Source organism: Entomomonas moraniae (assembly GCF_003991975.1).
Taxonomy (GTDB): Bacteria; Pseudomonadota; Gammaproteobacteria; order Pseudomonadales; family Pseudomonadaceae; genus Entomomonas; species Entomomonas moraniae.
In genome coordinates, this window is the sequence record NZ_CP029822.1 from 2,530,390 (window position 1) to 2,554,642 (window position 24,253).

The following is a 24,253-nucleotide window of genomic DNA, read 5'->3' on the forward strand; positions in this document are numbered from 1 at the left end:
TCATCAAAACTTGATTACATTTACTTTATAAATAACATTATACCCTCAATGAACCAATATTTTTATCCTCATTGCATCAACATTTTTTCAAAAAGATCTTTATAATAGTATTTAACGAATCTGTTAAACTGTGTACATCATGATTAGACTAGAAAATATTAAGCTACAACGTGGTCCTCAAATACTTTTAAATGATGCCAGTCTCACGTTACATCCTAAACAAAAAGCAGGTTTTATTGGTGCTAATGGCGCTGGTAAATCTAGCTTATTTGCCTTGCTACGCGGCCAATTAAATCTTGACGGTGGTGAACTATATATTCCAAAAGAATGGCGTATTGCCCATATGCGCCAAGAAATAACAGATCAGTCTCGTTTAGCCATCGACTATGTACTCGATGGTGATACACGCTTACGCTCAATACTAAAACAACTAACAGAAGCAGAGTCTAAACACGAAGGAGCACAATTAGCACATCTACACACAGAGTTAGAAAATGCTGATGGCTATACGGCCGAAGCGAGGGCTCGTAGATTGTTATCGGGGCTTGGTTTTTCTAATGAAGAAATGGAAAAACCCATCAAACATTTTTCGGGTGGTTGGCAAATGCGCCTTAATCTGGCACAAGCCTTAATGTGTCCATCAGATTTGCTACTCCTTGACGAACCCACAAACCACTTAGATTTAGATGCTATTATTTGGCTAGAAAGTTGGCTTAAAAGCTACCAAGGGACTCTCGTTCTTATTTCTCATGACAGAGACTTCCTTGATAGTGTCGTTGATCATATTATCCATTTAGAACAACAAAAATTAACGCTTTATACAGGTGGCTACTCAGCCTTTGAAAGAACGCGTGCTGAACGCTTAGCCCAACAACAACAAGCTTATGAAAAACAGCAAGCACAACGCGCCCATATGGAAAGCTTTATTTCTCGCTTCAAAGCAAAAGCAACTAAGGCCCGCCAAGCACAAAGCCGTATTAAAGCACTCGAAAGACTTGAGGAACTAGCCCCTGCACATGTAGACTCACCCTTCAACTTTAGCTTTCGGGAATCCGATAAAATTTCTAGCACTCTTTTAGGATTAAGGGAGGCTGTTTTAGGTTATAGTGATAAAACCGTATTATCTAATGTTAAATTGCATGTTGTTCCTGGCGCAAGAATTGGCTTACTAGGGCCTAATGGTGCGGGTAAATCCACCCTCATAAAAACCCTTGCGGGAGAATTGTTGCTATTAAGCGGGCAGCTTACGCAAGGAGAAAATTTAGCCGTTGGCTATTTTGCCCAACACCAACTAGAAGCGCTCGATGATCAAGCAAGCCCCTTACTACATTTACAAAGAATTGCCCCTACTGAAAGAGAGCAAACATTACGTAATTTTTTAGGTGGCTTTGATTTCAAAGGTGACCGTTGTGATGAAGTCATCACAAACTTTTCAGGTGGTGAAAAAGCAAGGCTAGCTTTAGCACTCATAGCATGGCAAAAGCCCAATTTATTATTATTGGATGAGCCAACTAACCACCTGGATTTAGAAATGCGACATGCGCTCACTATGGCACTACAAGAATTCTCTGGGGCTGTTCTCGTTGTATCTCATGACCGCCACCTATTGAAGAGTACCACCGATGAGTTTTTACTCGTCGCTAATGGCAAAGTAGACTCCTTTGAGGGCGATCTTGATGACTACGCTCGATGGCTAATCGATTATAGGGCCTTACAACAGCCCCTAAATACCAAACAATCTACTGATGACAAAGTGGATAAAAAAGCACAACGTCAGCAAGCGGCGAGCCTAAGACAGCAATTAGCACCGTATAAAAAAGAAGCAGATAAACTTGAAAAAACACTTGAGACGTTGCAAAATCAATTAGTAGTCATTGAAGAGAAACTTGCAGATAGCAATCTTTATGAGGCTAGCCAAAAGGAGAACTTACGGCAATTACTTGAACAACAAGCGAATTTAAAGAACCAACAAGCTACTGCCGAAGAAAGCTGGTTAATTGCTTTAGAACAGCTAGAAAGTCTACAACAACAATTAAGTGCCATAGATTAAGTCTCTTTATGTTAAAACTAATGCTTCTACTTGTTCAGCTTTTATATATTGTTTATCAAATTTGATGTAAATAGCCTGCTCATCAGGTGCAATAAAAGCATCTGATATGCCTTGTTGTTCTAATAAAGAGGCAATAAGTTGTGGATTAGCCAATTGATTCTCAGACAAAGCTAATCTAATACTCGTGACATATGGTGGTTCTTTCATTCTTAAAAGAATAGCTAACCAAATAACACAAATAACAATACTACCAATGAACGTTGCGGACACTCCCCCAAACTTTATCAATATACCACTGGCAGAAGCACCGATCCCTGCACCTAAAAACTGGCTCGTTGAAAAAATGCCCATAGCAGTACCTTTGGCTCCGGCTTTAGCAACCTTACTAATCATCGAGGGCAATATAGCTTCGATGGTATTAAATGCAATAAAAAATACTAAGATGCCTATGAGCAATGCCCATACAGAAGAGTGATCGAATAAAAAGAAAAGGCTACACACCAATAAAATACAAACACTTGCGATCAATACCTGCTTTAGTTTTCGTTTCTTTTCTCCAAAAATAATCATTGGAATCATACCAAAGGCAGAACCAATAAAGGCAATGAGATATACCCACCAATGTTGATTTTTAGGTAATCCAACGTCATTCAATAAAATCATTGGCAAAGCTAAAAAATTGGCCATCATGACCATATGAACTGCCGCAATAGAAAAGTCTAAGCGAAATAAATCAAGATCTTTTAAGGTGGGCAAAAAGTCAGCCTTAGCAATTGCCGCATCACGTCGAATAAGACGTTGATCAGGTTTTGGTACAACAAAAACCATCAATAAAAAACCTGATGCGGCCATTGCGGCAATAAACCAAAACAAACCATGTAAACCAAAGTGATTGGCCAAAATAGGGCCCATAATGATAGCAACCGCAAAGGAGGCACCTATGCTCATACCAATTGATGCCATTGCTTTGGTACGATTTTGCTCTCGAGTCAAATCGGAGAGTAATGCCATAACAGCTGCTGAAATAGCCCCCATTCCTTGAAGAACTCGACCAAACAATACACCCCAGATACTACCAGACATTGCGGCAACTACACTGCCGATAAAGAAAAGCAATAATCCAATTAAAATGATAGGTAGTCGCCCAACACGATCAGACAGCATACCCAATGGAATTTGTAGGACAGCTTGAGTATAGCCATAGGCACCAACTGCTAACCCAATAAGAATAGGTGTTGCATCCTGTAGAGACTGCCCATAAATAGCCATCACCGGCAAAACCATGAACATACCCAGCATGCGAAAAGCAAAAACCAACGAAAGCCCTACGGTTGCGCGCACTTCCTTTGGATTCATTTGCTCAGAGGACTTACCCACTGATGACATGAAAACATCTCAAATAATATAAAAATAATTACATACTCGAATAAACTAACAAAATAAGCCTGACTTTTTTATTGTGTAGACTATCCAAGCTCAAATTAAAATTTATGAAAGCTATATTTCGTACTCCCATAATTTTACATGAATATCAGTTCATAACCATAAAACTAATGTAACATACCTTTACATTTACAACGTAAAGGTATGAATCACGCTAATTAAGCATTAGCCACTTGGTAATCAGTGACAGGTGATTTTAGCATTTGCTCACTCTTTGTTATAGCATAGTCTACAAGCTCTTTAATAGTCAACATGGGGATATTATGCTGCTTAGCAAAATACTCCACCTGTGCCCCTTTTGCCATTGAGCCATCAGGATTAGTTAACTCACATAGTACGGCCGCATGCTTTAAACCTGCTAACTTTGCTATTTCAATGGAACCTTCTGTGTGCCCTCTGCGCTCAAGAACACCTTGTGGCTTTGCCCTAAGCGGAAATACGTGACCTGGACTCACAATTTTTTTATGCTGCTTATTTGAAGATAATGCGGCTTGTATCGTTGTTATTCTATCGGCAGCCGACACCCCTGTCGTCACCCCATCTTTAGCCTCAATGGAAACAGTAAAGGCCGTCTGATAACGCGACTCATTATTTTTTACCATCGGTTCTAATGATAACTCTTGTGCTTTTTCTTCGGTTAAACACAAACAAACAATACCACTGCCTTCTCTAATCATTAAGGCCATTGTTTCAAGGGTAATATTTTCTGCTGCTGCAACAATATCCGCTTCATTTTCCCGATCATTATCATCAGATAATAAAACAGGTAAGCCTTGTTGATACGCTTTAATAGCTGCATTAACTCTTGAAAAATCATTTGAACAAAACATATGGAAACGCTCCTCGCCAATAATAAAATGAGAGATAAACGTTCCAGGGCAAAACTATAAAGCACAAAACTTTATAGCAAAGCTACAGGACAACAAAATCTGTTGAAGTGCATCTTCTTTCATCCGGACTTTAACCGTCGGCTTTGGAATCTCACCAAATCTGCTATTTTAAACCACAAAAAGCTCGCGGGCTTGTCTTGATTGACTCACCGCCGGTGGGGAATTACGCCCCGCCCTGAAGACTTTTTTATAATACGCTTATTTTAAGCAAAAGCAAAGGACTAGGATAATTACACAGTAAACCTAGCCAATGAAAATAGAAAAAGATAGAAAGGTTATTGTACCCAATTAACCTCAAAAGACATCATGACACTTAAAAGCGTGATCGCAAAAATTGAAATAATAAAAAGGCGCTTAGCCCATTGTACTTCATTAACTTTACTATAGTCTTTAATCGCTACAAATAGCCAATAGAAACAAATTAAACTCGTAGCAATTACAAAACCTATTCCAGCGTAATCACAAACATAGAGAGAAATAGCGGCTGCTGTAAAAGCAACAATATAACCCACAATATGTCTTTTAGCGATACTAATGCCGCGCTTAACGGGCAAAACAGGAATATCTGCGGCTTTATAATCATTAAAACGGAAGATGGCAATAGCATAAGAATGAGGCATTTGCCATAAACAAAATATTAATAATAAAATGGCAGCACCTAAATCAAAATGGCCTCTTGCTGCACAGTAACCGATCACTGGAGGCGCCGCTCCAGAGAGGCTACCAATAATCGTACCGTACTCAGAATTTCTCTTAAAATATAACGTATACAACACCACATAGACAATAAAGCCCATGATGGCAAAGCCTAATGCCAAGATATTTGTAAAAAAATAAAGGATAAGCGCGCCCGCAATCCCTAATGCAGTTGCATAAATTAATACCACAGTGGGGGATATTAATCCCCGCACCATGGCTCGATTTTTAGTACGCTCCATCACCGAGTCTATATCTCTATCAACATAGTTATTAAAGACACAACCCGATGCAACTACTAAAGAAGTCCCCAACATCACAGCAACCAATTTAACAAAATCAAAATGGTTACTTGAGGCTAAGAAGAATCCACCCACAACAGCAATTAAATTACCGAAGATAATTCCAGGCTTAGTAACAAGCCAATACTTCTTTAGCATTTAATGTAGCCTCTACTTCATATCTTGATGCATATTATGCATGTTATGCATGTTATTATATTGCTTGTCGCTCATCATGTTCTGCATTGAATTTTCCATAACCCATACTGAACCGATAACAATAATTAAAATTGTTATTACAGCAAAAACAAAGGTCATTAAATTCCAACGCTGTGCTGGTGACGAGTTGATATGTAAGAAACACACAACATGCACAATAATTTGTACAACAGCAAATACCACTAATATCGCAAAATTAGGTGTGCCAGTCATCGCCATCCAAAATGGAATGACTGTTAAAATAACAGCCAGCACAAAGCCTACAATATAAGTTGATACAGTGCCATGTCCTGATGATTTATGATCAGTCATTACATCACTCCCACAGTATATGCTTTCAAATAAACGAAAGTGAATACACAGATCCAAACGATATCTAGGAAATGCCAGAATAAGCTCAAGCATGATAAACGTGTATTAACTTTATTAGTTAAACCTTTGCCTGCTACTTGTGCAATCATTACAAGCATCCACAATAAACCTGCTGTAACGTGTAGACCATGTGTTCCCACTAAAGTGAAAAACGCTGACATAGTTGCACTAGAGGTAGGACCATTACCCATATGGACAAGGTGATAGAACTCATAGATTTCCATCCCAATGAAGGTTGCCCCTAGGATAAAAGTAACTAACAACCATAATAATACTTGGCTCTTCTTACTATTGTGTGCAGCAATCATTGCAAAACCGTAAGTAATACTACTGAAAAGTAATACAAAGGTTTCAACTAGCACAAAAGGAAGCTCAAATAATTCCTTTGCAGAAAATGCAACTACTTGGCCATTGGCATCTAGCATTGTTGGGAAATACATTGCTACGCCATAAGATGGATCAAGAGTTGCATAAACTGCGAATAAACAACCAAAGATCATTAAATCGGTAAGGATATATATCCAAAAACCGAAAATTGTTATAGAACTAGAGTCATGATCGTGATGATCATGCTCCGCTCCATGTACAGTTTTCATAGTATCAGCTGTCATGACTTAATACCTGCCTTTGCTAGATTTTCAAAACGTTCGTTCTCGATACGTTCCACTTCCTCTGCTGAAATATAGTAATCTCTGTCATCATCAAATGCATGCACAATATAAGTAATTACAGAGAGACCGAATCCAACAATAGCCAACCACCAGATGTGCCAAACAAGTGCAAATGCCCATACAGCACAAAGCATACCGATAACAAAGCCAGCACCTGTATTTTTAGGCATATGAATTGCTTCATATTTTTCTGGACGCTTATAAGCCTCACCTTTCTCTTTAAGCATAAAGAAAGCATCTTTGCCATAAATCTTTGGAATAACAGCAAAGTTATAAGGTGCAGGAGGAGAAGCTAATGACCACTCTAAAGAACGACCATCACCCCAAGCATCACCGGTTAAGTCACGTGTTTGGTTACGTTGTAAAATACCAATTAATAATGATAATACTAAGAAAATCACACCAAATAAGATAAAGAACGTACCAATCATTGCCACAAAGAAGTAAGGAGCATATTCAGTTGACTGGAACTGACTCATACGACGAGTTAACCCCATGAATCCTAACGCATACAATGGCATGAATGATAAGTAGAAACCAACCAACCAACACCAGAATGATGCTTTACCAGTTCCTTCATGCATTTTGAAACCAAACATTTTAGGGAACCAGAATACAAGACCTGCTAAATAGCCATAAACAACACCACCAATAATAGTGTTATGGAAATGTGCTACTAAGAACAAACTGTTATGAACAACAAAGTCAATCGGTGGAACAGCTAACATAACACCTGTCATACCACCAATAGTGAAAGTCACTAATGCACCAATCACCCAATACATAGGCGCAGTAAATCTAACTCGACCTTCATACATTGTAAAGATCCAGTTAAACACTTTCACCCCTGTAGGAATAGCGATGATCATTGTCATAATACCGAAGAAGGCATTGACATTACCACCTGCCCCCATGGTAAAGAAGTGGTGACCCCATACAAGTAAACTTAGTACAACAATAGAAACGGTTGCATAAACCATGGTTTTATAACCAAACAATGGTTTACCTGAGAAAACAGGTACGATTTCTGAGTAGATACCAAATGCAGGTAATACTAAGAAGTATACTTCTGGATGTCCCCATGCCCAAACCAAGTTAATGTACATTTTCGCATTCCCACCCATATGATTGGTGAAGAAGTTGAAATCAAAATAACGGTCTAAGGTTAATAAAGCATAAGCTACGGTTAAAATTGGGAATACACAAGCAGCCAAAATATTAGTACATAGACATGTCCATGTAAAAATAGGCATGTGCATCAATGTCATGCCTGGAGCACGCATTTTTAAAATTGTCACAATAAAGTTAACTGCACCGATTGTGGTTGCTATACCCGACAGCTGTAAACTCCACAGATAATAGTTCATCCCGACGGTGGGGCTCATTTCTATTCCTGTCTCAGGAGCATAGGCTAACCACCCACCTGTTGCGAAGTCACCAACACCCAATGAGATATTACACACAATAACGCCGGCAACTGTTAACCAGAAACCAAAGTTATTTAAAAATGGGAACGCAACATCACGTGCACCAATTTGTTGTGGTAAAAGGATATTCATTAAACCAAATAGCAATGGAGTCGCCATGAAGAAAATCATGATCACACCGTGTGCCGTAAAGATTTGGTTATAATGATCGGGTGGTAAATACCCTGATGGATGTCCTGCGGTATACCCTTCAGCAGACGCAAGCGCCAAATGGGTACGCATTAGTAATGCGTCAGCAAATCCACGCACCAACATAAGAATGGCCACCACAATATACATGATGCCTATTTTTTTATGGTCAACGCTTGTAATCCAATCTTTCCAGAGGGGTTTCCACCAACCCATGAAGGTAATTAAACCCAGAACAAGTACACCTAAGACAAGAACAACACCCACTGTCCACATGACGATGGGTTCATCAGTTGGAACAGCCTTCCAAGATAAATACCCAGTTAGGTTATTGTAACTGTCTAAGTTTCCACTAGTAAAACCTGACATAATTAATGGCCTCCAGATATTGCATTATGAGATTCCGCCTGCACTAATTCATCTTTTACAGGAATCCCTTTTGGTCCATTTACTGGGATATATGACTCTAAAATATCCTCAAACAAACCATCTTTTCCATACAAGCTTGGTGTTAACTTATACAAAGCAACAGGCTCAAAGAAATTTTCATTTCTTTTATCTTTTAATGCCTTATACACTTCGGGCGTTAAATCCATAGCAACGATTTCATTGCCATCTACTTGATCTTTTGCTGTACCGGCTTTTACGTCAGCAACCCATTTTTCGAAGTCAGAGTTAGTTACAGACACTGCTTTAAATAACATGTATGAGTAACCATAGCCAATAAAGTTAGCTGCTGTACCTTGGAATACACCTGGTTTATCAGCAATCAAGTGTAGTTTTGTTTCCATTCCTGCCATGGCATAAATTTGGCTACCAAGCTCAGGAATAAGGAAAGAAGTAATAGCGGTATCTGAAGTAATTTCAAATTTGATGGGAGTGTTTTCAGGGAAAACCACTTGGTTTACCGTTGCAATACCTTGCTCAGGGTAAATAAATAACCATTTCCATCTTAATGCGACAACCTGAATATCCATTTGTTTGGCTGAAGATACTTCTGCAGGAATAGGTTTAGTAGGATCAATTTTGTGCGTATAGTGATAAGTAACAATACCTAATATTATTATTATAATGATAGGTACACCCCACACTAATGTTTCAATTTTCGCCGAAAATTCCCACTTAGGAGAATATTTAGCATTATTACCTTCACGGTATTTAAAAGGAAAATACAGTGACATAAAAATAGCAGGAACCACTACAATCAGCATTAAGCATACTGCTGTAATAATTAACGCCTTAATTTCATGACCTATATATCCTTTGGGGTTTAACAAAGCCACATCACATCCGCTCAACAATAATGCAGCGAATAAGAGTGGTATGGTAAACAAACGTGGATATTTTAGATTTCTCATCTCTCAACCTCTTCAGAGGAGCCTTTACCATTATTCTTAACCTAAGGCTACTTCTTTTATATGCTTATCACCCTACTTTGAGCATTTCAAAATAACAATAATCATATGAAATAAATAGTCTTAAGCACTTATATTTATTTGAGTATAAAGCACCCAAACACCTCGCGCAGAAGTCTAAAGAAATAGACTCTAAGCTTAGCCATATAATTGTAACAGATTTAATCAGCCTTCAAAATGTAGCCATTGTCGCAGTATAGAATAGGCATCAGTCAATCCATCTCGCTTTACCGCTGAGAAAAGTTGAACAGAGATTGTTGTATTATGATAAGAGTTTAGTTGCTGTTGTACTTTTAGTAGTGTATTTTTAGCAACACCAAAGGTTAACTTATCAGCCTTAGTCAGTAATATGTGGACAGGCAAATTAGACGTATCTGCCCACTCTAGCAGTACTTTATCAAAATCAGTTAATGGGTGACGTATATCCATCATAAGAAAAATCCCCACCAAAGATTTTCGAGTAGACAGATAAGCATCCAAATGCTTCTTCCAATGCTCTTTTAAAGGAAGAGGAACTTTCGCATAACCATAACCAGGCAAATCCACAAAACGGCGCTCATTATCAAGCGCAAAAAAATTTATTAGTTGTGTTCGACCTGGTGTTTTAGAAGTTCTTGCCAAATTAGCACGTGTCAGTACATTAATGGCACTTGACTTACCAGCATTTGACCGCCCCGCAAATGCAACCTCATAACCAATATCGTCTGGGCATTGCTCGACCTTAGCTGCACTTATTAAAAAAGTTGCTTTTTGGCATAGCCCTAAAAATTTACTGCCCGACATAACATCTTCACATCCTAAATTAATATTATTTCTGTCTGTCATAATAACACATTGTTCTATTTTTAATCATTGCTATCTGTTTTCATACTCTGACACAAAACCATCACAACAAATTATTGCAATTCTTATTTTTTTAGGTATTGTACCCAACTATATAATTTAACTGTCAATTATTTAGTATATAGGTAACGGAGAGAAATATGCGTCGTTTTTTTATAGCAGGGATTGTTGTCCTTTCAGCTATTTTTTTTAATATTGCCCATGCGCAAGTAGGAGTTTTAGCAATTCCAGATCCACAACCAGGTAAAGAATATACCGTTTTACCAAATCCTATTCCTACATCAGACCCTAGCAAAATCGAAGTAACAGAAGTTTTCTGGTATGGCTGCCCTCACTGCTATCACTTAGAACCTATTATTAATAAATGGGCTAAAGACTTACCAGAGGATGTCAATTTTGTTCGTATGCCTGCATTATTCGGTAAACTATGGACTATCCATGGCCAACTTTTCATTACACTTAACACACTAGGTGCAGAAGAGAAGTTACATTCTGCCGTATTTGAATCTATTCAACAACGTAAAAACCTTCTTCTTACACCAGAAGACATGGCTGAATTCGTTTCACAACATGGCGTAGACAAACAAAAATTCTTAGATACTTATAATTCTTTTGGTGTTCAATCACAATTAGAAAAAGATAAAAAGACATTAGCAAAATATGGTATTTCAGGTGTTCCTGCAATTATTGTTAATGGCAAATATCGTGTTGATTTAAATGATAATGTTCCAGATCCTACAGAACTAATGAACATAACCAACTATTTAATCAAAAAAGAACGTGATGCATTAAAACAAACTGCTGAAACAGCAACGAAATAAAAAGTAACATAAACAAATTTCTAGTATTCAAAGTACAGTATTATGATTCGAAGATATTAATAATTGGATAAATACTGGAATGAATATTAAGAGAAAAGAAGTGGCTACTCACCTTAGTCCTAATGAGAATAAGGAGAGTAGCCCCATTATTCTTGCTCCTAATGAGATCGTAAAGTTACTCACTTTTAATATACAAGTAGGTAACTCAACGAGCCATTACCATCACTATTTCACAAGAAGTTGGCAACATATTCTGCCTTATAAAGATCGCATAAAAAATTTACAACGCATTGCAGACTTAATAAAACAATATGACTTTGTAGCGTTACAAGAAGTCGATGGTGGAAGTTTACGCTCAAGCGGAATTAATCAAACAGAGTTCTTAGCTAAACTCGCTAACTTTCCTTACTGGCATCAACAAACCAATCGTAACCTTGGGAAACTCGCACAGCATAGTAATGGCATGTTGACTCGCTTTAAACCTAACGTTATTGAAGATCATCCCTTACCAGGAATGAGAGGGAGGGGAGCTATTTTTTCTCGTTTTGGTGAAGGTGAAAATTCACTTATTATTGTAGTCATGCACCTCGCGCTAAGTAAAAAGGCACGTAAAGAACAACTCGACTATATCTATAAGATGATTGCCCCTTACAGGTATCACATTCTCATGGGCGATATGAATGCTGAAACATTTGAGCTCGTAGATAACTCCGCTTTACAAAAGCTTGATCTCGTTTTACCACAAAATACGGCCACCTACCCTAGCTGGAACCCTAAACGCTGCCTCGATCATATTTTATTAAGTAAAGACCTTACAGTAGATAATATCAACGTTTTACAGCAACCTATATCCGATCATTTACCAATAGAGGTCAGCATAAAACTGCCTGAAGTACTTCTATCTAATATTAATCATTCCCTATATAACCTATAAGCAGACCATTAAAACATGAAATTTTTATTGAAAAAATCACTCATCATTTTTTGCCTCCTCTGGTTAAGTGCCTGCCAAAGTGGATTGAAAATAGATAAGAACTATGTATCACAAGCACAAGATAACCGTATACAGTATATTATTGTGCACTATACAGCGGCTGACCTTATGCGATCCCTTCATTTACTTACCCAAGCCAATGTAAGCAGCCACTATCTTATTAGTAAGGATGGTACAATTTATCAACTCGTTAATGATGAAAAACGAGCATGGCATGCGGGTATCAGCGAGTGGCAAGGTAGAAACTCTCTTAATAATAGCTCCATTGGCATAGAACTCGTGAATCTAGGTTATAAAGAAACACCTCAAAAAACGAGAGTTTGGTACCGTTATTCTGATGCCCAAATTAAATCACTCAAAGTTTTATTGAGAGAACTCCAAAAACGCTATGACATTCCGAGTAAAAACATCTTAGGACACAGCGATATTGCGCCACAAAGAAAGTCTGATCCTGGACCTCTTTTCCCTTGGCGAGAACTTGCTAAAGAAGGACTCGCTATTTGGCCAAATGAAATAGCCGTCAGTAGACAGCAAGCTATTTTTGATGCAGAAGGTCTACCTAGTACAGCCTGGATACAAAACAAACTAGCACGTATTGGATATACAACTCCTCAAACAGGGCAACTCGATGCCGATACCGTTAAAGCTATCATTGCTTTCCAAATGCGTTATCAACCTGACAATTTTACTGGTATTGTTGATAGTAAAACTGCCGCGCTTTTATTTGTTGTAGCAAATAAGAACTTTGCTATACCTAAATGATCATATATAGTTATATACAATACTTGCTTTCAATATCATGGTAGTAATTGGGTTATCTATTACTTTTATAAAGGTTATTCACTATGACAGTTTCTACATTAATTAAATTATTAATTGTCGCTTTCTTCGTATGGGGCGTGCTTTATGTCTACTTCCATGGACGCTCGCGTCGACTGCCACTTTTAAGACAGTTTTTTAACTACTCTGCACTCTTTGCTCCTTACAATGCTTTAATGTATATCTTCTCTAAACAAAAATCACAACCCATTTACAATCGGGAAGATTTCAAGGAAATGGATTTTATTAAAGAAAATTGGGAAGTCATCAAAGAAGAGGGATTGAGATTGTTCGATGAAGGTTACATTCGAGCTGCGATCGGCGGCAATGAGGCAGGCTTTGGTTCATTCTTTAAAAAAGGTTGGAAACGCTTTTATTTAACATGGAATAAACAAACTTTGCCTTCAGCTGAAACATTGTGCCCAAAAACACTCGAGTTGGTAAGACAAGTACCCATGATTAAAAATGCTCTTTTTACTCGGCTACCTGCCCGTAGCCATTTAAATGCCCATCGCGATCCATTTGCAGGCACATTACGCTATCATCTTGGCCTATCAACACCTAACTCAGAAAAATGTGCTATTTATATCGATGAGCAAGCACAACCTTGGTATGATGGTGAAGATTTTATTTTTGACGAAACCTATATTCACTATGTCATCAACGACACAGATGACTCACGACTAATTTTCTTTTGTGATTTAGACCGTCCATTAAAAGAGCCAATGTACACAATCAATCAATGGGTATCCAATATATTAGCTTATCTAACACAACCTCAAAATATTGATGGAGAATATGCAGGTTTTGCCAACCGAGCTTATGGCTGGTTTATAAAACTGTCGAAGCTAATTAGCACACCGATTAAAGCATTAAAGCGTAAGTCACGTACTACCTATAATATTATAAGGATAATTGCTATTATTCTTATTTTAGTTATCATTATTAAATGGATTTTCTAATGCATTACTGACATAAAAGACAACTAGGGTTTTAAAACAACCAAACCCTAGTCATGTCAAAGGACAAACATGGCAAGTAGTTTCTATAAAATAGCCTTATTAAGCTTTTTAACCACCTCTCAAATAACAATAGCGGACACTCAGGAAAAAGGACACTGGCATATCGAAACAAGTGTCTATACCACTCACTTTCACCCTAAACCTGAGCACAATAATCATCAAGACCTCATCGGTATTGACTATAACTTTCCCTCAAAATGGTTCATAGGGGGAGCTACGTTTCGTAACTCTTTTAGACAACGCTCTTTTTATGTCTATGCAGGCAAACGCTATCAGCTAGAAAACACACCTTTTTATGCTCGGTTATCTGGCGGACTAATACAGGGCTACCATGGGAAATATAGAAATAAAATTCCATTAAATAACTTAGGAATAGCACCCGCTATTATTCCAGGTGTAGGTATTCAAATCAAAAGAGTAAATGCAGAAGCCTTTCTCTTAGGGTTTAATGCTTTAATGGTCAATGTAGGCTACTCATTCTAAAAATACTTTATCACTGTATTTTTTTGATAAAGTATTCAAATACACGAGTATCCTTTGTTAACTCTGGGTGAAAAGACATCACCAAGATATTACCCTGCTCTGCCATGACAATTTTATCATCACAAACCGATAATACCTTAACATCTTTGCCAACACTCTGAATAAAAGGAGCTCTAATAAATACAGCGGGGATGTCATCGGCAATATTTGATACAGCCAGCGTTGTTTCGAAACTATCCACCTGCCGGCCAAAACCATTACGCTCTACTGTCATATCAATAAGGTCTAAAGGAATCACTTTATTATCTGACTGAATAATATGCTTAGCACATAAAATAAGCCCAGCACAAGTTCCTAAAACAGGGTGTGTTTTAGCAAATTTTTGTATTTCATTAAACAGCCCTTGCTGTTGAATCAGACGACTAATTGCCGTTGACTCTCCCCCAGGGATGATAAGAGCATCAACCGTCGCTAAATCCTCTCTTGTTTTAACAGGTTCAGCCTTAACCTGCAAATGCACAAGCATTTGCAGGTGTTCGGTTATCGCACCTTGTAAAGCCAATACACCGATAGTTTTCACATTACCACCCTCTATCTTGCATGCGCTCTGCATCTGAAAGTCTTGATATTTCTATCCCTTTCATTGGCGTTCCCAGCCCTTTAGATAACTCTGCTAATAACTTATAATCTTGATAGTGTGTTGTTGCTTGGACAATAGCTTTAGCAAATTTTTCAGGATTATCTGATTTAAAAATTCCTGATCCAACAAATACTCCATCGGCTCCTAAGCTCATCATTAAAGCAGCATCAGCAGGTGTTGCAATACCACCAGCCGCAAAGTTCACGACAGGGAGCTTACCTAATGCTTTCACCTCTTTCACCAACTCATAAGGTGCACCAATATCTTTAGCAAAAGTCATTAGCTCATCATTAGACATACTCACCAATTTACGCACTTGTTCATTCACTTTGCGCATGTGCCTTACCGCCTCAACAATATTACCGGTTCCTGGTTCACCTTTTGTACGCAACATTGAAGCCCCTTCGCCAATACGGCGTAAGGCTTCGCCAAGGTCTCTACAACCACAAACAAAAGGAACTGTGTAATCACTCTTTAATAAGTGATATTGCTCATCGGCAGGTGTTAATACTTCACTTTCATCTATATAATCAACACCCATAGCTTCTAAAATACGCGCTTCGGCAATATGGCCAATACGTGCTTTCGCCATCACGGGAATAGTCACTGCACCCATGACTTGCTCAACAATGGTAGGATCAGCCATTCTCGCGACACCACCAGCCGCACGGATATCTGATGGCACACGCTCCAGCGCCATCACAGCAACAGCACCTGCTGCTTCTGCAATTTTAGCTTGCTCTGCGTTAATCACATCCATGATAACGCCACCCTTTTGCATTTGTGCCATGCCACGTTTTACTGTATCAGAACCTACTACTTTGTTTGTCATTTTGCTTATCTCATTAAAAAAAATCATTCAAAAAGAATAATCTTTTTTATAAAATAAAAAACAGCCAATTGGCTTGTTTTTATACCATCCAATTTTTACTATAATGGGCTATTTAATTAATAAGCTATGAGCTATGTGGACACTCAATACTAATACACCAACAAAGCAACCCCTGTTTAGACAAATTATCAGCCTAATTGAGCAAGCCATAGAAAATGGTCAGTTACAGGCAGGAGACCGGCTTCCTTCTGAAAGGGAGCTTAGTCAATTATTAAAAGTTAATCGGTCAACGGTTGTACACGCTTTAAATAACCTAACCGACAGAGGAGTTTTAATTCGTAAAATTGGTAGCGGTAGTTTTATCAATCATCAGAAATGGGGGCTCCAAAGCCAACCCCTTATAAATTGGCAATCTCCTCCCAGTGTTTTATCACAAAAGAATGATAGCTATGCATTAAAAGCCAATCAACTGCGTAAAGAGGCTCAAATTACTCATAAACCATTACTGGACTTATCTAACGGTGACTTACCTGCTGATTTACTGCCTGCATTATCATTGCATAAACTGTCTTGGCAAGAGCTATTGCATCATGAGCAAGGTGAAGAGGCCTCACATTTAGGGCTACATTCATTAAGAAAAGCAGTTAAAGACTATTTAGCAAAATCACTTAAACTATCCGTAGATGATGACCAAATTCTTATTACATCAGGAACACAACAAGCCATTTTTCTCATTACCCAAGGACTACTAAAACCAGGGGATGCCATCGGCATAGAATCTCCCTCTTATTTTTACTCACTCCCATTATTTCAAGCGACAGGGCTACGAATTTATGCAATTCCAACCGATGCGGAGGGTATTACACTGGAAGGATTAGAAAAGCTAATCAATCAAAAAAATATAAAAATGATCTTCTTAAACCCTGTTTTTCAAAACCCAACAGGAAGGGTCATGAGCCAAACACGAAAACAAGAGCTACTCACTTACTGTTACCATAAGCAAATTCCAATCATTGAGGATGATGCTTATAGCGCCCTTCCTTTTCAAAAAAATATTGACACGAGCCCTATAAAAAAACTCGATAAACAACAACAGGTTATTTACTTAGGTTCCCTTTCTAAATACTTAGGGAAAAATATTCGTGCAGGTTGGATGATCGCTCCCAAACCTATCATTAATAAACTAGCAGAAATTCGTCAACAACTCGATGCCGGGCTTAGCGTTCTACCACAGCTATTAGCAGAACATTATTTAATCAACCATGCTACAACCCATCAGCAATATTTACAACATACCCTGTATGAACGTGCCAGACAACTCACAACATGGCTTACAGAACACTACAGTGACCAATTGTATTTTTCTCCTCCTCCGGGTGGCTACCATCTTTATGCCAAGTGTTTACAACAAAAACCTGCTGATCTTAACAACTTACTAGAAAGCTTTTTACAACAAGGTCTTATTGTCATGAGAGGCTCTGAATTTGGTGATAGTCCTTACTGTTTAAGACTGAGTTACGGTCATTTTAACGTGGCAAGCAACCTCAAAAGGTGATTTAATATAGCCAATTTCAGATCGATACAAAGGATACCGAGTATGTTACAAAGTATGACCGCTTTTGCTCGTTGCGAACTATCAATAGATGAAGGTATTTTATGCTGGGAGATACGCTCCGTAAATCATCGTTACTTAGAGCATAACTTCAAACTGCCAGAAACGTTTCGCTCACTTGAGTGGCCTTTACGTGATAAAATCAAAAAAGAACTCTCACGCGGTAAAGTAGAATGTACACTAACATTCTCTCCCCAAATAAAAAATAATCCTATTCAAATTAACTTAGAACTCTCAAAACAGCTCATTCAAGCTGCAGAACAAATTTCTGAATTAACCATTAACCCTACACCTATCAACCCATTCACTGTTTTATCTTGGTCTGGTGTATTGATAACAGACCAAATAAATCATGAACTACTGCAAGAAAAAGCACTTGCTCTTTTTGCACAAGCGTTGCAAGAGCTCAAACAAAATCGCAACCGTGAAGGAAAAGAGCTACAGACACTCTTAGAAGAACGACTTGTTAGTATTGATATGGAAGTCAACAAACTACGCCCACTCATTCCTGAGATGTTAGATAACCAACGCCAAAAGATTATCACACGCTGCCAAGAGTTAGCTGTCAGCATAGACCCACAGCGCTTAGAACAAGAGCTCGTATTATTGGCACAAAAGTCTGATGTCGCTGAAGAGTTAGACCGCTTACAAACCCATTTAACGGAAGTACGCCACACATTCACCAACAAAGAACCCTGTGGTCGTCGTCTTGACTTCCTAATGCAAGAACTAAACCGAGAAGCTAATACGCTAGGTTCAAAAGCCATCGATGTACGCACAACACAAGCTGCTGTAAACATTAAAGTACTTATCGAACAAATGCGTGAACAAGTACAAAATATAGAATGATAACCTTTAAGCAGTAAAGAATAGATCATCATGAGTCAACCCGTTAGTAACTTCGAGTTTTTAAAAGAACATGATCCTATCTTCTTTGAATTAGCACGTTCTGCTGAACAGATTTTTGCAAGCGACCCAAATACGACGCTTATCAAACTTCGCCAACTTGGCGAGGCCTTTGCCCAAGACATTGCTGCACGTTGTGGCATTGCTTTTGATGATCTAACACCGCAAGCTGATTTAATCCATCAAATTGACCGCGAATTGCGGTTAGACCCGACCATTCGCAATCTTTTCCATACTATTCGCGTAGAAGGAAATAAAGCCACCCACGAATTTAAAACAGATCACAAAGAAGCACTTAATGGCCTTAAGCTGGCAAGAAGCCTTGCCATTTGGTATCACCAATCTTTTGGTAAGGTGAGTGGTGACTTTAATTCTGGTACTTTTATTACACCGGAAGACCCCAGTCAAAAATTACGTGAACTACAAAATAAAATTAATCAACTCAACGCTAAAAAAGAAAAATTTGAAGATAACCAACAGCTAATTGATCTACTCAAAAAAGAAAAGCAAGAATACGCACAACTCGCAGAACAAATGGACAAGAAAGCTCAAAAACTGGCGCAACAGTTAAAAACACAAGAAAATACATTACAAAAGCAACGAGAATCATTCGAAACACACATCAAACTTTTACAATTAGAACTGACAGAACAAGCTAAAAATAATCCACAGAAATCATCACAACAACAATTAGTTATCAGCGAAAAAGTTAAAGAAGCCAACAAACAAATTTTTCTAACCGAAGAATTAGTACGATTAATTATTGATCAGCAGCTCGTTGATGCTGGTTGGATGGCTGACTCTTTAGAACAAACGTGGGATAACGGTATCCTACCCGAAGAAGGAAAATATAAAGCCATTGCAAACTATCCTCTCTTTTATCAGGGTAATGCTTTTTATGCTGACTATATTTTATTCTATGAGTTAATACCCATCGCTATTATCGAGGCAAAGTGCGAGAACATTAATGTTGCTGAAAAAATACGCCAAGCAAAAACCTACGCAGAAAGCTTTAAAGTTGAGCCTTTAATGCAAGCACCATGGTTACTTACAAACCGTACAAAACCTTGGCATTACCACAATACTTCTTATAACATTCCTTTTGTCTATTCAAGTAACGGACGCCCCTACAATGGCCAACTTGAAGAAAAATCAGGTACATGGTTTAGAGACATTAGAGAACCAAGTAATTTATCAATGGCCTTGCAACACTTTCATTCGCCAGAAGGTTTGTATAATAAACTTACCCACGACAAGGTAACTGCTGAGCAAGCTTTACAATTAGATAACTTCTCTGGGCTTTTCTTAAGAGACTATCAAAAAAAAGCGGTTTCCGCCATAGAAAACGCACTATCAAATAACCACAATAATTGCTTAGTGGCGATGGCTACGGGAACAGGAAAAACTTTTGTTATTAATGCACTTATCTACCGTTTTTTAAAAACTAAGCGCTTTAATCGAATTTTAGTTCTTGTTGACCATACCGCCCTTGGGTTACAGACAGAAGATTTACTCATAAAAGCACCACAAGATCAACAAACCATATTAACCAAGCTCTATAAACTTGAAACAATTAATTACCAGCTTGATGATTTGGAAAAACACGTACAGCTCGCCACTGTGCAACAAATGATAAAGGCGATTTTGGCCTCAGACTCACCGCACCCTATCGACTACTTTGACTGTGTCATTATTGACGAAGCACACAGTGGCTATGCCCTTGAACAAGAGTTTATCGAAGGCGAGCTAGCAACGCGTAACTCCGAACAGTACCTAAAAGAATACCAACAATTACTTAACTATTTTGATGCTTTTAAAGTTGGCCTTACAGCAACACCTGTTAAACGCACAACAGACTTCTTTAATCTCCCTGTCTATCAGTACAGTTATCGAGAAGCGATAGCAGATGGTTATTTAATAGATTATGAACCACCGATCATTTATAAAACTAAGCTAACAGAACAGCCCCTATGCTTTAATAAAGGGTCTACAATCCAAATTATTAATGCTATCACGGGCGATATAGAAGAAGTCACACTGGAAGATGACCTAATCGCCGAGGCTAATGCATTAAATCGTTCTATTCTCAATAAGCATTTTAATGAGGTGATTTGCCAGCAGCTCGTTGATGAATTAAATCCTTTTGGTCAAGAAAAAACGCTTATCTTTTGTGCGTCTGATCTTCATGCAGACATGGTCAAAAACTTGCTCGACAACGCATTTACAAATCTTTATGAGAACAGTTATGATCAACTAGCAGTTGCAAAAATAACCGCTAACAGTTATAACCCAGAAGAGCTCATTGATAGATTTAAAACGGCACAATACCCCAATATTGCAATTACTGTTGATTTATTGGCTACCGCGGTCGATATTCCACAAGTATGTAATCTTGTATTCTTACGCGCTATCAACTCACGTATTTTATTAGAGCAAATGCTTGCACGTGCAAGCCTACCTTGTGAAAGCATTCAAAAAGCTAGCTTTCGCATCTACGATGCGTTTAATACGCATAACTTATTAACTAATATCACCCAAATGGAGTCTATGCCAGCCCCCGAGCTACCACTAACATCTTTATTACAGCTGTTTATCGATAACCGCCAGCCTAATGATGAACAGCTACAGACTATTTTAGATCATTGTATACCTATTTTACGTAGGGCAAATTATCAAGCACAACAAGATACTTTTCTGAAAGCCAAACTCGATAGTTTAACCAGTTCATGGGGAGTAGCTCCCCAAAACCTTACCACTTACTTACAAAGTATTGGTACAAAAAAAGCAGCTGATTTTTTTAAAAACAGAAAAAACTTTATCCAAGATATACAAGCGATAAACCAACAACTCGACTCTTCACGCTACCAAATTATTTCAGATTCTCCAGATCAACTCACTCAACGCTTATTATGCTATGGTAACTACTCGTCACCCAAGGAGCTTCTGGACGCTTGTAAGGCATTTATCACCGAACAACGCCAACATTCTAAATCACTTAATAAGTCCATTGAAAAGCCCAATCAAGTTACAAGAGTTGAGTTAAAAGAAATTAAGCTATTACTCGACCATGCAGGTTTTACCAAGCTCAATCTACAGATCGCATGGCGTAATATTAACCATCGTGTTGTCAATGCAGGCTTGATCGGCTTCATTCGTCATATTAGCCTTGGCGAACCATTAATTTCTTTTGAAGACAGAGTCAATAAAACACTGCAAGAAGTACAAGCCATGAACACATGGACACCTTTACAGCGTCAATGGTTAGATCGAATAGCAGAACATTTTATTGAACAAGAAATACTCGATAAAAAACAGCTGAATAACGAATTGAAACAATCCTATAACAGCTCAATTGAAAAGTTAGATACTCTGTTAAATAATCAACTCAACTCCGTTATAAGCACATTTAAAACTCTTTGGGTTGAAAAGGTTGTAGTTACCCCTCAAGAACCAGAAATACAAGCACCTGAAGAAACCATTAAAGAACAACCAATCAGCCTGTCACCCACCACCACAAAAAAAATTAGCTTTTTTCAAAGAATCAGAAATCTTATAAAACCTAAGCTGTAAACTAAACCTTCATTACGTCTACGGCCATGAATAACTTATAGTGATTACTCATCTCAAATAAAGTCAATCAATGGTATAATGCTACTACATAATAAAACCGTAAAGCCTATTCTATAAAGACAGTGAACACCTTATGAGCTTACCAATTAATACAGTAAAAAATTACTTATTATCGCTACAAGATAATATTTGTCATGCTCTAGAAGCCGAAGACTCAAAAGAAAAGTTTATCGAGGAACTATGGGATAGACCTAGTGGTGGTGGTGGGCGCACCCGTGTAATTGCTAATGGTGCAATTATTGAAAAAGGGGGAGTTAACTTCTCACATGTTTATGGCCAAGGGCTTCCCCCCTCTGCAAGTGCACATCGACCAGAATTAGCTGGCTGTAACTTCCAAGCATTAGGGGTCTCCTTAGTTATTCACCCAGCTAATCCACATATTCCAACATCCCATGCCAACGTTAGGCTTTTTGTTGCTGAAAAAGAAGGCCATCCTCCCTTATGGTGGTTTGGTGGTGGTTTTGACCTAACACCTTATTATGCAGTAGAAGAGGACTGTGTCTATTGGCACCAAGTTGCTTATGAGGCCTGCCAACCCTTTGGAGAAAATGTCTATCCTCGTTTTAAAAAGTGGTGCGATGAGTATTTTTACTTAAAACACCGCATGGAACCTCGTGGTATTGGTGGCTTATTCTTTGATGATCTTAATGAGTGGGATTTTGATACCTGTTTTTCTTTTATACAAGCCATTGGTAACGCTTATATCAAAGCCTATATCCCCATCATTCAACGTCGCAAAAGTATGCCCTACACAAAGGAGCAGAGGGAGTTCCAAGCTTTTAGACGCGGTCGCTACGTAGAGTTCAATCTTGTTTATGATCGGGGTACATTATTTGGCTTACAATCAGGTGGACGAACAGAATCTATTCTTATGTCACTACCACCAGAAGTTCGTTGGAGTTATGATTGGCATCCCAAACCTAATAGTGCAGAATCAAAACTAACCGATTATTTTTTAACTAACCGTAATTGGCTTAATCAGTAGGAGCAAGGTAATCTATGGATCATTATGCCGTCTTTGGAAACCCTGTCGGCCACAGTAAATCTCCGATTATCCATCGCTTATTTGCCCAGCAAACGGGTCAAAAAATAAGCTATGACCCTAAGCTAGTACCAATTGGACAATTTACGGAGGTCGCCAACAATTTCTTTGAAAAGGCCCTTGGCTGTAATATCACTGTTCCTTTTAAAGAGGATGCTTTTCAATTTGCTAATGAACTAACACCTAGAGCACAATTAGCTGGGGCTGTAAATACACTGAAAAAACTCCAAGACGGCACCATTTTAGGAGATAATACTGACGGTATAGGGCTTGTTCGCGATTTAAAAAATGCTAAAGTTTTACTAAAAAATCAACGTATTCTCTTGTTAGGTGCAGGTGGAGCATCTAGAGGCGTTATTGAACCGTTATTGAATGAACAACCGCAACAATTGATTATCACCAATCGAACACATGAAAAAGCCCAAACTCTTGTAGAACTTACTAAACACTTAGGCCCTATTACAACTGAACGTTACGAAAATTTAAATGATCCAGTTGATTTAATTATTAACGCAACCTCTGCTAGCTTAAGCAGTGAATTACCTAATATCAGTAAGCACACCATTAAGCCTCAACAAACAATTTGTTATGATATGATGTACAGTAGAGAGTTGACTGTTTTTTGCCAGTGGGCAAAACAACACGGTGCGGCAAAAACAATAGATGGCCTAGGCATGCTAGTCGAGCAAGCAGCTGAATCATTCTATTTATGGCGTGGCATATTACCTAAAACAGAAGCCGTGCTTCGTTTTTTGCGCCAACATATAACTATTAATTAGCAGACAAAAAAATACCCAGCAAATTGCTGGGTAAAAACCGTGATTAGCCTGATGAGACGACAAACTAAATAATCTAATAAACCACAACTAGACTCTCTAACCTGCCAGTTGGTCTTTCGATCAACTTGACCATATATTAACGATAATGATTATCATTTGCAATTATTATTTTTATAT

General features: G+C 38.2%; 21 protein-coding genes and 1 riboswitch. Of the genes, 11 read left to right on the forward strand and 10 right to left on the reverse strand.

Annotated elements, in window-relative coordinates:
• Positions 1 to 139 precede the first annotated feature (139 nt).
• Entirely contained in the window at positions 140 to 2,050 is a 1,911-nt protein-coding gene (locus DM558_RS11760) for an ATP-binding cassette domain-containing protein (protein WP_127164178.1), read from the forward strand.
• 6 nt (positions 2,051 to 2,056) lie between these two features.
• Here DM558_RS11760 and DM558_RS11765 read toward each other — a convergent pair whose 3' ends face one another.
• From DM558_RS11765 to yihA, 8 genes are all read right to left on the reverse strand, one after another.
• A complete protein-coding gene (locus DM558_RS11765) occupies positions 2,057 to 3,436 on the reverse strand; it encodes an MFS transporter (RefSeq protein ID WP_228411740.1) in 1,380 nt (459 codons plus the stop codon).
• 215 nt (positions 3,437 to 3,651) lie between these two features.
• Positions 3,652 to 4,323, reverse strand: a complete 672-nt coding sequence (gene ribB / locus DM558_RS11770) for a 3,4-dihydroxy-2-butanone-4-phosphate synthase (protein ID WP_127164179.1) — start codon at positions 4,321 to 4,323, stop codon at positions 3,652 to 3,654.
• A gap of 107 nt (positions 4,324 to 4,430) precedes the next feature.
• Positions 4,431 to 4,570, reverse strand: a riboswitch (FMN riboswitch).
• 88 nt (positions 4,571 to 4,658) lie between these two features.
• Positions 4,659 to 5,519, reverse strand: a complete 861-nt coding sequence (gene cyoE, locus DM558_RS11775) for a heme o synthase (protein WP_127164180.1) — start codon at positions 5,517 to 5,519, stop codon at positions 4,659 to 4,661.
• Positions 5,520 to 5,531: 12 nt separating this feature from the next.
• Positions 5,532 to 5,891, reverse strand: coding sequence for a cytochrome o ubiquinol oxidase subunit IV (gene cyoD, locus DM558_RS11780; protein WP_162540021.1), 360 nt, complete (start codon positions 5,889 to 5,891; stop codon positions 5,532 to 5,534).
• On the reverse strand, positions 5,891 to 6,562 hold the full coding sequence (gene cyoC / locus DM558_RS11785) for a cytochrome o ubiquinol oxidase subunit III (protein WP_109701529.1): 672 nt from the start codon (positions 6,560 to 6,562) through the stop codon (positions 5,891 to 5,893). The genes cyoD and cyoC overlap by 1 nt, the downstream gene beginning before the upstream one ends.
• On the reverse strand, positions 6,559 to 8,607 hold the full coding sequence (gene cyoB, locus DM558_RS11790; protein ID WP_109701528.1) for a cytochrome o ubiquinol oxidase subunit I: 2,049 nt from the start codon (positions 8,605 to 8,607) through the stop codon (positions 6,559 to 6,561). The genes cyoC and cyoB overlap by 4 nt, the downstream gene beginning before the upstream one ends.
• A 2-nt stretch (positions 8,608 to 8,609) precedes the next feature.
• Positions 8,610 to 9,596: a ubiquinol oxidase subunit II gene (gene cyoA, locus DM558_RS11795; protein ID WP_127164181.1), complete on the reverse strand. Its 987-nt coding sequence runs from the start codon at positions 9,594 to 9,596 to the stop codon at positions 8,610 to 8,612.
• A 222-nt stretch (positions 9,597 to 9,818) separates the two neighbouring features.
• Positions 9,819 to 10,436 carry a ribosome biogenesis GTP-binding protein YihA/YsxC gene (gene yihA / locus DM558_RS11800; protein ID WP_127164888.1) on the reverse strand — a complete coding sequence of 206 codons (618 nt, stop codon included), beginning with the start codon at positions 10,434 to 10,436 and terminating at the stop codon, positions 9,819 to 9,821.
• A 200-nt stretch (positions 10,437 to 10,636) separates the two neighbouring features.
• Between yihA and DM558_RS11805 the strand changes: the two genes are divergently transcribed.
• From DM558_RS11805 to DM558_RS11825, 5 genes are all read left to right on the forward strand, one after another.
• On the forward strand, positions 10,637 to 11,317 hold the full coding sequence (locus DM558_RS11805; RefSeq protein ID WP_127164182.1) for a thiol:disulfide interchange protein DsbA/DsbL: 681 nt from the start codon (positions 10,637 to 10,639) through the stop codon (positions 11,315 to 11,317).
• A 79-nt stretch (positions 11,318 to 11,396) separates the two neighbouring features.
• Complete coding sequence (locus DM558_RS11810) at positions 11,397 to 12,251, forward strand: endonuclease/exonuclease/phosphatase family protein (RefSeq protein ID WP_127164183.1); 855 nt, start codon at positions 11,397 to 11,399, stop codon at positions 12,249 to 12,251.
• Positions 12,252 to 12,266: 15 nt separating this feature from the next.
• A complete protein-coding gene (locus tag DM558_RS11815; protein WP_127164184.1) occupies positions 12,267 to 13,073 on the forward strand; it encodes an N-acetylmuramoyl-L-alanine amidase in 807 nt (268 codons plus the stop codon).
• An 83-nt stretch (positions 13,074 to 13,156) separates the two neighbouring features.
• Complete coding sequence (locus DM558_RS11820; protein ID WP_127164185.1) at positions 13,157 to 14,092, forward strand: aspartyl/asparaginyl beta-hydroxylase domain-containing protein; 936 nt, start codon at positions 13,157 to 13,159, stop codon at positions 14,090 to 14,092.
• Positions 14,093 to 14,161: 69 nt separating this feature from the next.
• Positions 14,162 to 14,635 carry a sn-glycerol-3-phosphate transporter gene (locus DM558_RS11825; RefSeq protein WP_127164186.1) on the forward strand — a complete coding sequence of 158 codons (474 nt, stop codon included), beginning with the start codon at positions 14,162 to 14,164 and terminating at the stop codon, positions 14,633 to 14,635.
• Between the two features lie 10 nt (positions 14,636 to 14,645).
• Here the strand turns inward: DM558_RS11825 and pdxT are convergent, their stop codons facing one another.
• Both pdxT and pdxS read right to left on the reverse strand, forming a co-directional pair.
• Positions 14,646 to 15,215, reverse strand: coding sequence for a pyridoxal 5'-phosphate synthase glutaminase subunit PdxT (pdxT, locus tag DM558_RS11830; protein ID WP_228411741.1), 570 nt, complete (start codon positions 15,213 to 15,215; stop codon positions 14,646 to 14,648).
• 1 nt (position 15,216) lies between these two features.
• Positions 15,217 to 16,107 carry a pyridoxal 5'-phosphate synthase lyase subunit PdxS gene (gene pdxS, locus DM558_RS11835; RefSeq protein ID WP_127164188.1) on the reverse strand — a complete coding sequence of 297 codons (891 nt, stop codon included), beginning with the start codon at positions 16,105 to 16,107 and terminating at the stop codon, positions 15,217 to 15,219.
• A gap of 133 nt (positions 16,108 to 16,240) precedes the next feature.
• Here pdxS and DM558_RS11840 point away from each other — a divergent pair, with 133 nt between their 5' ends.
• The 5 genes from DM558_RS11840 to aroE all read left to right on the forward strand — a co-directional run bounded on the left by DM558_RS11840 (position 16,241) and on the right by aroE (position 24,076).
• Positions 16,241 to 17,662, forward strand: coding sequence for an aminotransferase-like domain-containing protein (locus DM558_RS11840; protein WP_127164189.1), 1,422 nt, complete (start codon positions 16,241 to 16,243; stop codon positions 17,660 to 17,662).
• A gap of 42 nt (positions 17,663 to 17,704) precedes the next feature.
• Complete coding sequence (locus tag DM558_RS11845; protein WP_127164190.1) at positions 17,705 to 18,568, forward strand: YicC/YloC family endoribonuclease; 864 nt, start codon at positions 17,705 to 17,707, stop codon at positions 18,566 to 18,568.
• Between the two features lie 30 nt (positions 18,569 to 18,598).
• A complete protein-coding gene (hsdR, locus tag DM558_RS11850) occupies positions 18,599 to 22,195 on the forward strand; it encodes a type I restriction-modification system endonuclease (RefSeq protein ID WP_127164191.1) in 3,597 nt (1,198 codons plus the stop codon).
• A gap of 133 nt (positions 22,196 to 22,328) precedes the next feature.
• Positions 22,329 to 23,240: an oxygen-dependent coproporphyrinogen oxidase gene (gene hemF / locus DM558_RS11855; RefSeq protein ID WP_127164192.1), complete on the forward strand. Its 912-nt coding sequence runs from the start codon at positions 22,329 to 22,331 to the stop codon at positions 23,238 to 23,240.
• A 14-nt stretch (positions 23,241 to 23,254) separates the two neighbouring features.
• Complete coding sequence (gene aroE / locus DM558_RS11860) at positions 23,255 to 24,076, forward strand: shikimate dehydrogenase (RefSeq protein WP_127164193.1); 822 nt, start codon at positions 23,255 to 23,257, stop codon at positions 24,074 to 24,076.
• Positions 24,077 to 24,253 lie beyond the last annotated feature (177 nt).

What these genes read in the sequence shown, in the direction of transcription:
- DM558_RS11760 (WP_127164178.1), top strand. Translation starts at nt 140, where the DNA reads ATGATTAGACTAGAAAATATTAAGCTACAACGTGGTCCTCAAATACTT.
- pdxS (WP_127164188.1), bottom strand. Translation starts at nt 16,107, where the DNA reads ATGACAAACAAAGTAGTAGGTTCTGATACAGTAAAACGTGGCATGGCA.
- cyoB (WP_109701528.1), bottom strand. Translation starts at nt 8,607, where the DNA reads ATGTCAGGTTTTACTAGTGGAAACTTAGACAGTTACAATAACCTAACT.
- DM558_RS11765 (WP_228411740.1), bottom strand. Translation starts at nt 3,436, where the DNA reads ATGTCATCAGTGGGTAAGTCCTCTGAGCAAATGAATCCAAAGGAAGTG.
- hsdR (WP_127164191.1), top strand. Translation starts at nt 18,599, where the DNA reads ATGAGTCAACCCGTTAGTAACTTCGAGTTTTTAAAAGAACATGATCCT.
- DM558_RS11815 (WP_127164184.1), top strand. Translation starts at nt 12,267, where the DNA reads ATGAAATTTTTATTGAAAAAATCACTCATCATTTTTTGCCTCCTCTGG.
- aroE (WP_127164193.1), top strand. Translation starts at nt 23,255, where the DNA reads ATGGATCATTATGCCGTCTTTGGAAACCCTGTCGGCCACAGTAAATCT.
- cyoD (WP_162540021.1), bottom strand. Translation starts at nt 5,891, where the DNA reads ATGACTGATCATAAATCATCAGGACATGGCACTGTATCAACTTATATT.
- DM558_RS11845 (WP_127164190.1), top strand. Translation starts at nt 17,705, where the DNA reads ATGTTACAAAGTATGACCGCTTTTGCTCGTTGCGAACTATCAATAGAT.
- DM558_RS11805 (WP_127164182.1), top strand. Translation starts at nt 10,637, where the DNA reads ATGCGTCGTTTTTTTATAGCAGGGATTGTTGTCCTTTCAGCTATTTTT.
- DM558_RS11820 (WP_127164185.1), top strand. Translation starts at nt 13,157, where the DNA reads ATGACAGTTTCTACATTAATTAAATTATTAATTGTCGCTTTCTTCGTA.
- DM558_RS11810 (WP_127164183.1), top strand. Translation starts at nt 11,397, where the DNA reads ATGAATATTAAGAGAAAAGAAGTGGCTACTCACCTTAGTCCTAATGAG.
- yihA (WP_127164888.1), bottom strand. Translation starts at nt 10,436, where the DNA reads ATGTCGGGCAGTAAATTTTTAGGGCTATGCCAAAAAGCAACTTTTTTA.
- DM558_RS11840 (WP_127164189.1), top strand. Translation starts at nt 16,241, where the DNA reads ATGTGGACACTCAATACTAATACACCAACAAAGCAACCCCTGTTTAGA.
- ribB (WP_127164179.1), bottom strand. Translation starts at nt 4,323, where the DNA reads ATGTTTTGTTCAAATGATTTTTCAAGAGTTAATGCAGCTATTAAAGCG.
- cyoA (WP_127164181.1), bottom strand. Translation starts at nt 9,596, where the DNA reads ATGAGAAATCTAAAATATCCACGTTTGTTTACCATACCACTCTTATTC.
- cyoC (WP_109701529.1), bottom strand. Translation starts at nt 6,562, where the DNA reads ATGACAGCTGATACTATGAAAACTGTACATGGAGCGGAGCATGATCAT.
- DM558_RS11825 (WP_127164186.1), top strand. Translation starts at nt 14,162, where the DNA reads ATGGCAAGTAGTTTCTATAAAATAGCCTTATTAAGCTTTTTAACCACC.
- cyoE (WP_127164180.1), bottom strand. Translation starts at nt 5,519, where the DNA reads ATGCTAAAGAAGTATTGGCTTGTTACTAAGCCTGGAATTATCTTCGGT.
- hemF (WP_127164192.1), top strand. Translation starts at nt 22,329, where the DNA reads ATGAGCTTACCAATTAATACAGTAAAAAATTACTTATTATCGCTACAA.